The sequence below is a fragment of the Enterobacter sp. CFEC122 genome (assembly GCF_052983755.1).
Genome location: NZ_JBRIQR010000065.1, coordinates 1 through 12,778, shown reverse-complemented (window position 1 = coordinate 12,778; position 12,778 = coordinate 1). Strand labels below are relative to the sequence as shown.

General features: G+C 53.9%; 8 protein-coding genes and 1 pseudogene. 2 read left to right on the top strand and 7 right to left on the bottom strand.

What is annotated here, in order from left to right:
* Nucleotides 1–101: 101 nt before the first annotated feature.
* A complete protein-coding gene (locus ACVCAM_RS24995; protein ID WP_009653207.1) occupies nt 102–1,499 on the top strand; it encodes an ISNCY family transposase in 1,398 nt (465 codons plus the stop codon).
* A 38-nt stretch (nt 1,500–1,537) separates the two neighbouring features.
* A pseudogene (locus ACVCAM_RS24990) lies at nt 1,538–1,711 on the top strand (ISNCY family transposase); the annotation flags it as partial.
* Between the two features lie 27 nt (nt 1,712–1,738).
* On the opposite strand, the gene ACVCAM_RS24985 reads toward ACVCAM_RS24990, so the two are convergent.
* The 7 genes from ACVCAM_RS24985 to glgB form a co-directional block, all read right to left on the bottom strand.
* Entirely contained in the window at nt 1,739–2,017 is a 279-nt protein-coding gene (locus tag ACVCAM_RS24985; protein ID WP_004197671.1) for a hypothetical protein, read from the bottom strand.
* Between the two features lie 334 nt (nt 2,018–2,351).
* Nucleotides 2,352–2,918: a LuxR C-terminal-related transcriptional regulator gene (locus ACVCAM_RS24980; RefSeq protein ID WP_004197678.1), complete on the bottom strand. Its 567-nt coding sequence runs from the start codon at nt 2,916–2,918 to the stop codon at nt 2,352–2,354.
* Nucleotides 2,919–3,042: 124 nt separating this feature from the next.
* Nucleotides 3,043–4,686 carry a phosphoglucomutase (alpha-D-glucose-1,6-bisphosphate-dependent) gene (pgm, locus tag ACVCAM_RS24975; RefSeq protein WP_004197675.1) on the bottom strand — a complete coding sequence of 548 codons (1,644 nt, stop codon included), beginning with the start codon at nt 4,684–4,686 and terminating at the stop codon, nt 3,043–3,045.
* 113 nt (nt 4,687–4,799) lie between these two features.
* A complete protein-coding gene (glgP, locus tag ACVCAM_RS24970) occupies nt 4,800–7,247 on the bottom strand; it encodes a glycogen phosphorylase (RefSeq protein ID WP_023157975.1) in 2,448 nt (815 codons plus the stop codon).
* Between the two features lie 18 nt (nt 7,248–7,265).
* Complete coding sequence (glgA, locus tag ACVCAM_RS24965; protein WP_009653212.1) at nt 7,266–8,699, bottom strand: glycogen synthase GlgA; 1,434 nt, start codon at nt 8,697–8,699, stop codon at nt 7,266–7,268.
* 88 nt (nt 8,700–8,787) lie between these two features.
* Entirely contained in the window at nt 8,788–10,071 is a 1,284-nt protein-coding gene (gene glgC / locus ACVCAM_RS24960; RefSeq protein ID WP_004099051.1) for a glucose-1-phosphate adenylyltransferase, read from the bottom strand.
* Between the two features lie 129 nt (nt 10,072–10,200).
* Entirely contained in the window at nt 10,201–12,393 is a 2,193-nt protein-coding gene (gene glgB / locus ACVCAM_RS24955) for a 1,4-alpha-glucan branching enzyme (protein WP_004099052.1), read from the bottom strand.
* Nucleotides 12,394–12,778 lie beyond the last annotated feature (385 nt).

The window sequence follows — 12,778 nt, the reverse complement described above, 5'->3', positions numbered from 1 at the left end:
TACAGTGTAACAGCTAAATTGAGATGTCCGTCTCTGACCAAATAGACATGTCCGCGCTACAGTCTCGCCACCGCGATCGCTGCTTTCAAAGGATGAGACTCATGACGGCATACGGAACGGAGTTTTTCTCGATGAACGATGTAAACCGACTCAGGATCCTGCAGGACGTTATCGACCGGCGTCTTACCACGCGTCTTGCAGCAACCCGACTTGAGATCTCTGACAGGCACTGCCGCCGGCTACTCGAGCGCTATCGTGAACACGGACCGCTATCGCGGGTTAACCGCCGACGTGGTCAGCCTAGTAACCGACAGTTGATGCCTGGCCTCGCTGAGCGTGCGCTGCGCATCATTCGCGAACGTTACGCCGACTTTGGCCCGACATTGGCCTGCGAGAAGCTTGCTGAGATTCATGACCTTTATCTTGCTAAAGAGACTGTACGTAAGCTTATGACCCGGGATGGTTTATGGATCCCTCGTAAGTTACGGCCACCTCGTGTGCATCAGCCACGCCCACGTCGGGCCTGCACCGGCGAACTCATCCAGATTGATGGCAGTGAACATCGCTGGTTCGAGGACCGTGGTCCGGCCTGCACGCTGCTCGTTTACGTTGATGATGCAACAAGTCGGTTGATGCAGCTTCTGTTCGTCAGTTCGGAGTCCACGTTCACCTATTTTGAAGCCACCCGGGGATATCTGGAGCGCTACGGTAAGCCTCTGGCATTCTACAGCGACAAAGCCAGCGTCTTCAGGATCAACAACAAGCAGGCCACCGGCGGAGATGGCCAGACTCAGTTTGGTCGTGCCATGAACGAGCTGAATATCACTGGTATCTGTGCCAACACCAGTTCAGCCAAGGGGCGTGTTGAACGGGCTCATCTGACATTACAGGACCGCCTGGTCAAGGAACTGCGGCTCCGCGGTATCAGCACACCTGAGGCTGCAAACGCCTTTGCTGATGAGTTCATGGAAGATTACAACCGTCGGTTTGCAAAGCCGCCACGTCACGATTTTGACGTACATCGCCAGCTGGATAATGGCGAAAACCTGCAGGCGACATTCACCTGGCGCGAGCAGCGTAAGGTCTCGAAAAACCTGACATTACAGTATGATAAAAAGCTTTATCTGCTTGAAGATAATGAAGAAAACCGGCGTTTTCAGGGGAAGTACATCGAGGTATGGCAATACCCGGATGGTGACATTGAGCTCCGGGCCAGCGGCACTTCCCTGCCCTTTACCACTTACGACCGACTGGGAGAACTGGACCAGGGCGCCATCATCGACAACAAGCGTCTGGGACGTGCCCTGGAAATGATAAAGCTGGTTCAGGACAAACGGGACAACACCCGCTCACAGGCCCTGCCATCACTGGACGGCCAGACCTCACGCAGAAAGAAACAACCCGGCAAGAAATCACAACGAAGTCTGGACCATAACGACATGCTGGAAGCCCTGCAGCAACTTCAGACCCGGAGTAAAGACATCTTCGGCAAAGGCTGAAACATAACCTACATGCGGACATTTCAATTTAGATTGATGTTCAGGATAAACGCGATAACAACCGTTCACAGGCGATCCCTGCCGGTGATGGCTCTTTGCGGCGGCGCAGAAAACCAACAGAGAAATAATCGCAGCGCTCACTGAACGGCGACGACATGTTAGATGCGTTGAAGACATTGCAGTCACGTTCTGAGAAAAGTTCCAATGTTTAACGAGCGATTAAAAAATATATTAAATCATTATTCTCTCATTTCTCTGTTGCAATACTGACCTCCCAGGGCCTGTGTAATTCTGTCACCAAATAGTATCGTCAGACTACGATCATAGTAAATGGTTTCACCAGTGATAGATTCATGCTTTAATATTATCCCATAGCCATATCTTTCAAGCATATTCATACCCACCCTTGCCAAATTGTAAGAATAATTTATTCCCCAAATGGAACCATTTCTTCCTTCAAAAAACTCCGCTCTGTAATATCTTTTTAGAAATTCATAGTGTGCGTCTTCACTAAACATACCCCCTCCCGCTACAGAATTTACATAACAGTTTTTTATAATAAAAAGATGAAATACATAAATATATATCCCGTTTTTCCTCTGCCGCCCACCATTCACAGATAGAGGATATAATCCTATATTATTTATTGTATGCTTAAATCATTTGATGACTATGGTTTCATATATTTTCATCATGTTAGCACCCATGATGTATGTTTATTTTTTCTGAAGCATACCAATAATCAAACCCCGTTCAACATAACAACATAAAATAATTTATAACAAATTTAGTTGAAACTTAATATATGAAATAGTGACTTTCCATAAGCAGATCATTAGTTTATAGGGCATCCTAACGATGCAGGCTCCTCCTGGCAAAACTGTCGATGATGAGATTTTTTTTGCGGTATATTCCACTTATTTTGGTGGTATTCAGTTTATGCAAAACAATACCGACAAAAGACTGAACCGTTTTTTTGGAGATCAGCAGGCTACGGGAAATTTCATCTATCGAATAACCATTTAAAATCATATTGATAACATGTGTTTCTCTTTTGGTAAATGACAACTTGTCCCTCTTCAGATTGATCCCCATTTTTTTAAACGCCTGCCTCATCATGAGATATTCATTACCGCTTAATTCAGTGTCAATGCATACCGCTTCACGCCCTGTCCCGCTCATTCCTGACGCCGGTTTTAATAAAAAGATAAGATTGACCGGTGAAATGTGTAGGTACTTGAGACGTTCGGCATCGCCGGTGTTCAGCTCTGACTCCACAATCACCACATCGCTGTTGCTGAAGGCAATATCGCTGACCCGTGAAAACACAACCCTGTTGACGGAGAGGCTGTTGTCGCTGAACATACATTTCAGACCTACAAGCATGAAATTATTATTGGTAATAACATAGATATTCATATAGTCCCCGCAGCAATACCTTTTGCGAAGCGTCCCGTTCCTTATGTTCTGACAAAGTGGTGCCTGTATTGGTGTCGCCGGGTAACTATGACGTACTCCGGCTCAGCGGAGTACGTCAACTGCTCTACTGGTGCGCCGCTAGCACGCTATTCACGATTTCCACCGCTTCTTTCTCGATCTGCTTGCGATGTGCTTCCCCGAGGAAGCTCTCGCAGTAGATCTTGTAAGCGTCTTCCGTACCTGACGGTCGGGCGGCGAACCAGCCGTTGTCGGTCATCACTTTCAGGCCACCAATCGATGCGCCGTTGCCCGGCGCGGCGGTCAGACGCGCAGTGATCGGGTCACCCGCCAGCTGACTGGCCCTGACCATTTCCGGCGACAGCTTCGACAGCACCGCTTTCTGTGCGGAAGTGGCCGAAGCCTGCAGCCGGTTATAGCTCGGCGCGCCGAAGCGGGCGGCCAGTTCGTCGTAGTGCTCCTGCGGGTTTTTACCGGTGACGGCGGTGATTTCCGCCGCCAGCAGGCACATGATGATCCCGTCTTTGTCGGTCGACCACGGCGTTCCGTCAAAACGCAGGAACGAGGCGCCCGCGCTCTCTTCTCCGCCGAAGCCGAAGCTGCCGTCGAACAGGCCGTCAACAAACCATTTAAAGCCCACCGGCACTTCAACCAGCCTGCGGCCGAGGTCGTTCACCACACGGTCGATCATCGCGGAAGAGACCAGCGTCTTGCCCACCGCCACATCCTGGCCCCACTGCGGGCGATGCTGGAACAGGTAGTTAATCGCCACCGCCAGATAGTGGTTCGGGTTCATCAGCCCTGCCGGCGTGACGATGCCGTGACGGTCATAATCTGGATCGTTAGCAAAAGCCAGGTCAAACTTATCGCGCAGCGCCAGCAGGCCCGCCATTGCGCACTCAGATGAGCAGTCCATGCGAATGGCGCCGTCTTTATCCAGATGCATAAAGCGGAAGGTTTGATCGACGTGATCGTTGACGATAGTCAGGTCGAGCTTGTAGTGCCCGGCAATACGTTTCCAGTATTCGATACCGGACCCGCCCAGCGGATCGATCCCGAGCTTGAGGCCGGCTTTCTGAATTGCCGCCATGTCGACGATATCCGCCAGCCCTTCGATAAACGGCTGTACCAGATCCTGCTTTTTAACATGACCGGATGCCAGTGCCGCATCGAGGGAGATGCGCCTGACGCCCTGCAGACCCGAGGCCAGCAGTTCGTTAGCGCGATTCTCTACCACTTTGGTGACGTTGGTATCCGCCGGGCCGCCGTTCGGCGGGTTGTACTTAATACCGCCATCTTCCGGCGGGTTATGAGACGGCGTGATCACGATGCCGTCTGCCAGCGGACCACCTTTTTTGTTGTGCACCAGGATGGCATTGGAAATGGCCGGCGTCGGGGTGAAACCGTTGTGTTCCTGCACGATAACATCAACGCCGTTGGCCGCCAGCACTTCCAGTACGGAAATAAAGGCCGGTTCGGAGAGCGCGTGGGTATCTTTACCCACGTAGCAGGGACCGGTAATCCCGTTCCTGGCGCGGTCTTCCGCAATCGCCTGCGCGATCGCCAGAATATGCTGCTCATTGAAGTTATGGCGCCCTGCACTGCCACGATGGCCAGAGGTACCAAACTTCACCGCATGCTCCGCGTTGCCCGCTTCCGGCCTCAGTACGTAGTACTGCGCGGTCAGCTGAGCGACGTTAATCAAATCACTCTGTTGTGCAGGCTCCCCTGCGCGTTTACTGTCCGTCATTTTTCTCTCCTGTCATATCCGTCAGGCTTATTTATGTGTTGCTGCCGGGTCGCTCATCGACGGGGCCGGTCTCCTGCCACCCGCCCCGGCGTTTCCTGGTTGTCAGTACGCGCTCAGAGTTGCGTTTTGTCGATATACCAGATCTTTTGCGCATACTCCCGCACCGTACGGTCCGATGAAAAATAGCCCATGTGGGTTATGTTGAGCATCGCTTTGGCGGTCCACTCTTCCGGGGTTCGGTAGAGCGCATCCACCTTGTCCTGACAGTCAACATAGCTGCGGTAATCGGCCAGCACCTGATAGTGGTCGCCAAAGTTGATCAGCGAATCCAGCAGACCGCGATAGCGGCCCGGCTCCTGTGGGCTGAACACCCCGGTCCCCATCTGGGTCAGCGCCTGGCGCAGCTCTTGATCCTGGTCGTAGTAATCACGCGGCTGATAACCGTTGCTGCGCAGCGCCTCGACCTCTGCAGCGGTATTACCGAAGATAAAGATATTGTCCTCACCCACGTGCTCCAACATCTCAACGTTGGCGCCGTCCAGCGTGCCAATGGTCAGCGCACCGTTGAGGGCGAACTTCATATTACTGGTCCCGGAGGCTTCAGTCCCTGCCAGCGAAATCTGCTCAGAAAGGTCCGCGGCCGGAATGATCATCTGCGCCAGACTGACGCTGTAGTTGGGAATGAACACCACCTTTAGTCTGTCGCCAATCTGCGGATCGCTGTTGATGACTTTGGCGACGTCGTTTATCAGATGGATGATCTGTTTTGCCGTGTGGTAAGCGGACGCGGCTTTGCCGGCGAAAATCACCACTCGCGGCACCCATTCGGCCTGCGGGTCCGCCTTGATACGGTTGTAGCGGGTGATCACATGCAGCACATTCATCAGCTGGCGTTTATATTCGTGGATCCGTTTAATTTGCACATCAAACAGCGCGTTCGGGTTCACCACCACGCCCAGCTGACGGGCGATATAATCGGCCAGACGCTGTTTATTCGCCAGTTTGGCGGCGCTGACGGCCTGGTTAACCAGCGGATAATCCTGATATTCCCCCATTTCGCTCAGCTGGCTTAAATCCGTTCGCCAGGTCTGGCCGATATGGCGGTCCAGAACCGCGGCAAGGGACGGGTTAGCGGCAGCCAGCCAGCGGCGCGGCGTGACGCCGTTAGTCACGTTGGTGAAGCGGCGCGGAAAGATTCTGGCGAAATCGGCAAACAGCGACTCCACCATCAGCCGGGAGTGCAGTTCCGACACGCCGTTCACCTTGTAACTGACCACCACCGCCAGCCAGGCCATCCGTACGCGACGGTCGTTGGATTCATCGATAATCGAGGTCCGGCTCAGCAACGCAATATCATCGGGATAGTGCTCCTGCATGGTTTTCAGAAAATAGTCATTAATCTCGAAAATAATCTGCAAATGGCGCGGCAGGATTTTCCCCAGCATCTCGACCGGCCAGGTCTCCAGCGCCTCGCTCATCAGGGTATGGTTGGTGTAGGAGAAGACCTGACAGGTCACCCCGAAAGCGTCATCCCAGCTGAAGCGGTGTTCGTCAATCAGCAGACGCATCAGCTCCGGGATCGACAGCACCGGATGGGTGTCGTTGAGGTGGATAGCAATTTTATCTGCCAGGTTGTCATAGGTTTGATACAACTGGTAATGGCGAAAAAGAATATCCTGCACCGTCGCCGAAACGAGGAAATATTCCTGACGCAGGCGCAGCTCGCGCCCGGAGTAGGTCGAGTCGTCCGGATACAGTACCCGGGAGACGTTTTCGGAATGGTTTTTATCTTCTACCGCCGCGAAGTAATCTCCCTGATTAAATTTACCGAGGTTAATCTCGCTGCTGGCCTGGGCGCTCCACAAGCGCAGGGTGTTGGTGGCATCGGTTTCATAACCCGGGATAATCTGATCGTAGGCCACCGCGATGATCTCTTCGGTTTCCAGCCAGCGCGAGTTTTTCCCCTCATGCTGAATGCGCCCGCCAAAGCGCACGGTATAGCGGGTTTTATGGCGCTCGAATTCCCAGGGGTTACCGTACTCCAGCCAGTAGTCCGGTGACTCCATCTGCCGGCCGTCGATGATGTTTTGCTTGAACATGCCGTAGTCGTAGCGGATGCCGTAACCGCGTCCTGGCAGCCCCAGCGTGGCCAGGGAGTCGAGAAAACAGGCTGCCAGACGACCGAGACCGCCGTTGCCCAGGCCCGGGTCATTCTCTTCGTCAATCAGCTCTTCCAGATCCAGACCCATCCCGGCCAGCGCTGTTTTCACATCCTCATAGATGCCCAGCGACAGTAAGGCATTCGAGAGGGTACGGCCGATGAGAAACTCCATCGACAGATAATATACCTGGCGCGCCTGCTGCGAGATCCGCGCCCGATGCGCCCGCAACCAGCGCTCAACCAGCCGATCGCGCACGGCGAACAGCGTAGCATTGAGCCATTCATGCTTATTGGCAAGTGAAGGGTCTTTACCGAGAATAAACATGAGGTTATAAGCGATAGCATGCTGCAGCGCTTCTTCATTCAGCCTGGGTGAAATATAACTTATGCGTGGTTCGATTTTTCTTATCCGTAGCAATTAAATAATACGCTGATACAACAGGTGGAAAGACTTTGCGGCACTTTGCCAGCTAAAATCCATGCTCATCGCCTGCCGCTGCACGTAACGCCACAGCGAGGGACGCGACCACAGGACACTGGCCCGGTGGATAGCATGTAATAACGATTCCGTCTCGCTGTCGGTAAACACAAATCCGGTCGCGAGCCCGTCAACAAGGTTTTCGAGCGAACAGTCGGCGACGGTATCCGCCAGTCCGCCGGTACGGCGAACCAGCGGTAATGTGCCGTAGCGCAGACCATAAAGCTGGGTCAGACCGCAGGGTTCAAAACGGCTGGGCACCAGGATGACGTCGGCGCCGCCAATCATCTGATGCGACAGCGCCTCGTCGTAGCCGATCCGGATACTCACCTGCCCGGGGTATTGCGCCTCGGCGGTCAGAAAACGGGCCTGCAAATCCGGGTCCCCGGATCCCAGCAGCGCCAGCTGCCCTCCCTTAGATATAATTCCCGGCAGCGCGCCAAACAGAAGATCCAGCCCCTTCTGGCTGGTCAGCCGGCTCACAACGGTGAACAGCAGCGCCCGATCGTCCGCCTTCAGCCCCAGCGACGTCTGCAGCTGCTGCTTGTTCTTCGCTTTCTCCGCCAGTGAATTCTGGTCGTAAGGCGCTGCCAGCAGCGGATCGCGGCGCGGATCCCAGATATTTTTGTCAACCCCGTTCAGGATCCCCGACAGTCGCCCTTCCCGCTGACGTTGCCGCAGCAGCTCTTCCAGACCAAACGCGTACTGTGGTTCGGTAATTTCACGGGCATATGTCGGGCTGACGGTGGTGATATGGTCAGCGAAATAGAGACCCGCCTTAAGGAAGGAGATTTGCCCATTAAACTCCACCCCGTGCATCTGGAAGAACGACCACGGTAACGCGATCTCCGCCATATGCCGGGCCTGAAACAACCCCTGATAGGCAATGTTGTGCACCGTAAACACCGATTTGGCCGGGTTGCCGCGGGTGGCCAGATAAGCCGGGGTGAGACCCGCGTGCCAGTCATGGGCGTGGACGATTTCAGGACGCCAGAACGGGTCAAGACCACCGGCAAGCTCGGCCCCGACCCAGCTCAGCAACGCGAAACGCAGGACGTTATCAGGATAATCCTGCATCTGCTGGTTATGATAAGGATTACCCGTCCGGTCATAGAGATGCGGGGCATCAATCAGATAGATGCCCACACCGTTAAAATGGCCAAACAGCAGCGTCATCCGCCCGGCGAATGTCTCCCTGCTGGCCACCACCTGCGGATCCTGAACCCCGTTGCGGATCGCCGGAAACCCAGGCAGCAGCACGCGGGTATCCAGCCCCTCGGCAATTTGCGCCGCCGGGAGCGCGCCGGTGACGTCGGCCAGTCCGCCCGTTTTTAACAGCGGGAACATCTCTGCTCCTACATGTAAAACTTGCATGTATGCTCCTTATTATTCAGCCACAGAGACGACCCGCGACAGGGCAATATTTTCTCTGCCGCCGGACACGCTTTTTCCGCAAATGGGCTCATACCTCAAGTTTGTCCAGCATTTCTTTGGTAACCAGAACGATGCCTTCTTCCGAACGATAAAAGCGTCGCGCATCCTCAACGGCATTTTCGCCAATCACCGTCCCCTCCGGAATAACGCATCCCCGGTCGATCACGCAGCGTCTTATCCTGCAGGAGCGACCGACCCAGACGCCCGGTAATAAAACCGACGAATCAATATTACAGAACGAGTTAATCCGAACTCTGGAAAATAGAACCGACTGCACCACCACCGAGCCAGAAATAATACAGCCGCCGGAGACCAGAGAATTCATGGTCATGCCATGACTGCCGGAACGGTCCTGAACAAATTTGGCGCTGGGCAGCGATTCGACATAGGTACGGATAGGCCAGTTACGGTCATAAACGTCCAGCTCTGGCACTACTGAGGCTAAATCCAGATTCGCTTTCCAGTACGCCTCCAGGGTTCCGACATCGCGCCAGTATGGCTCGGCATTATTATCCGACTGAACGCAGGAGCGCGGGAACGGATGCGCATACGCTTCACCTGCCGCCGTTATCCTGGGAATAATATCTTTGCCAAAATCATGGGTGGAGTGTTCATCCCGATCGTCGTCTTCCAGCAGCTGGTAGAGATATTCCGCATCAAACACATAAATGCCCATACTGGCAAGCGAGCGGGTTTCATCGCCAGGAATGGTGGGCGGATTAGCCGGTTTTTCAACAAATTCAATGATTTTGTCATTCTCATCCACGGCCATGACGCCAAAAGCGCTTGCCTCTTCAACCGGGACCGGCAGGCAGGCCACGGTACAGCGCGCCCCTTTTTCAACGTGATCGAGCAGCATCCGCGAATAATCTTGTTTATAGATATGGTCCCCGGCCAGAATAACGACATATTCCGCATCATAGCGGCGGATAATATCCAGATTCTGGGTCACGGCATCCGCCGTCCCCCGATACCAGTTCTCACCATGCACCCGCTGCTGCGCCGGTAATAAATCCACGAACTCATTCATTTCTTCGTTAAAGAATGCCCAGCCGCGTTGAATATGCTGCACCAGTGAATGGGACTGATATTGTGTAATGACCCCGATACGTCTTATTCCGGAGTTAATACAATTCGATAAAGCAAAATCAATAATTCTGAATTTACCGCCGAAATGCACCGCAGGTTTTGCGCGAATAGTGGTCAGGTCTTTTAATCGTGTGCCACGTCCGCCGGCGAGGATCAGGGCCACGGATTTAAGCGGTAACTGGCGCGACAGCATTAAGTTGTCAGTATATTCAAGTTTACTCATAATAATGTCCTGCTATTAAATAAAAGCCATAAAAGAAAATAATGAAGAAAAAGCCTCACTCTTCTGCAAAATAATTCAGAAGTGATCACCTCCGGTAATAAGTCAGCTGCAATAAATCAGCTGCGCGTTTTATTGCCCTGCAGATTCCCGTACCAGCCAGATTGTCGCCAGCGGCGGCAGAGTCACCGACAGCGAATGCTCCCGACCGTGGCTGGCGATCGCCTCGCTTGCCACGCAGCCGCCGTTGCCGGTGTTGCTCCCGTGGTAGTGCATCGAGTCGGTGTTCAGCTCTTCACGCCAGCGCCCCGGCTGGTTAATCCCGAAGCGATAGCCGTGACGCGGTACTGGCGTGAAGTTGCTCGCCACGATTATCTCGTTCCCGGCTTTATCGCGACGGACAAAGATAAACACCGACCGTTCATGGTCATCCACAACAAGCCATTCAAAGCCGTAGGGGTCAAAATCCAGTTCGTGCAGTGCCTTATGGTGGCGATAGGTATGGTTCAGATCGCGCACCAGACGCTGCACCCCGTGATGCCAGTTGTCGCCCCCTTCCAGCAGATGCCAGTCGAGGCTGGCGTCGTGGTTCCACTCCCGCCCCTGGGCAAACTCGTTGCCCATAAACAGCAGCTTTTTACCGGGGAAGGCAAACAGCCAGCCGTAGTAGGCGCGCAGGTTGGCGAACTTCTGCCAGGCATCGCCAGGCATCCGGTCAAGAATCGATTTTTTGCCGTGAACCACTTCATCGTGTGACAGCGGCAACACGAAGTTTTCGGTGTAGTTGTAGAGCATCCCGAAGGTCATCTTGTCGTGATGATAACGACGATAGATGGGATCGAGCTGCATATAGTCGAGGGTGTCATGCATCCAGCCGAGGTTCCATTTGAACCAGAAGCCAAGACCGCCCGTCGAAGACGGTCGTGTAACCCCGGCGAAGTCGGTGGACTCCTCCGCCATCGTGACCGCTCCCGGCGTCTGCTCACCGAGCACACGGTTGGTATTGCGCAGAAATTCAATCGCTTCGAGGTTTTCCCGGCCGCCGTACTCATTGGGCACCCACTCCCCCTCTTTGCGGCTGTAGTCGCGGTAGATCATTGACGCAACCGCATCCACGCGCAGGGCGTCGATCCCGAAGCGTTCAATCCAGTACAGCGCGTTCCCGACCAGAAAGTTGCTGACTTCACGGCGACCGTAGTTGTAGATCAGCGTATTCCAGTCCTGGTGATAACCTTCTCGCGGGTCGCTGTGTTCATACAACGCGGTGCCGTCGAACGATGCCAGCGCAAAGTCATCCGACGGGAAGTGGCCCGGCACCCAGTCGAGGATCACGTTCAGACCCGCGGCATGGGCAGCATTCAGGAAGTAGCGGAAGTCTTCACGGGTACCAAAACGGCGGGTCGGCGCGTACAGCCCGGTGGGCTGATAGCCCCAGCTGCCGTCGAACGGATGTTCGTTTACCGGCAGCAGCTCCAGATGGGTGAAGCCCATCCACTTCGCGTAAGGCACCAGCTGGTCCGCCAGCTCGCGGTAGCTGAGCCAGAAATGGTTATCGGCGTGGCGGCGCCACGAGCCAAGGTGCACTTCATAAATCGAAATCGGTGCATCAAACTGGTTGGCCTGCTGACGGGACTGTGGCTGTTCGACCTTTTCCGGCATGCCGCAGATAAGCGACGCGCTTTCCGGGCGCATCTGTGCCTCAAAGGCATACGGGTCGGATTTCACCCGCAGGTGGCCGTGGGCGTCAATCAGCTCGAACTTATACAGCTGGCCGTTATGCGCGCCGGGGACAAACAGCTCCCAGATGCCGGACTCTTTGCGCAGACGCATCGGGTGGCGGCGGCCGTCCCAGTAGTTGAACTGTCCGACCACCGACACACGACGGGCGTTCGGCGCCCAGACGGAAAAACGCGTCCCGGTGACGCCGTCCATGGTGTCGGCATGGGCTCCCAGCGTCTCGTAGGGCCGCAGATGAGTCCCTTCAGCGAGCAGCCAGGCATCAAGCTCCTGCAGCAGCGGGCCAAAGCGATAGGGGTCGTCAATCAGGTTTTGCTGACCGTGCCAGGTGACGGCCAGCTGGTAACGAAAAGGATTTTTCCGGCGCGGCAGAACGCCGCTAAAGAACCCGCGTGTGTCGAGGCATTCGAGTTTACCGACTTTGCGCCCGGTTTTCGGTTCAATCACCCATACATCGGTGGCATCGGGTAATAATGCGCGCACTTCCAGACCCGCATCGGTTGAGTGCATGCCAAGCACGGAAAATGGATCGGAACAATGACCTGCGAGAAGTGCGGAGATCGCACTTTTTTCATTATAATCAGACATGGCAGTCACCCTACTATCATCCTGCGGAAAGAATTAAAACGCCTCTTCCTGCTTTATTGATCCGGTAATATTCCGCTGCATGCTACGCATCGAAATATCAACACGTTATTCCAGAGCCTTAAGACATGTCGGTTGTCCACAAATAGAGAGTGATTAACCTCCTGAGAAGTGAGTTAAATGCGCTGTACGACTTCTGTATTATCTGTCTTCAGAATAATTACTCCTGATTTTCTTTCTGTGAGTAAACACTCATTTCTATATTAATGGGGAAACTAATTTTTATTTCGTCACGAATGATGAGTTTCCTTCTGCTGAATTCGTCAGATCGTATATAAAAAAAGGCTTTGTTGAATAAATCGAACTTTTGCTGAGTTGAAGGATCAGA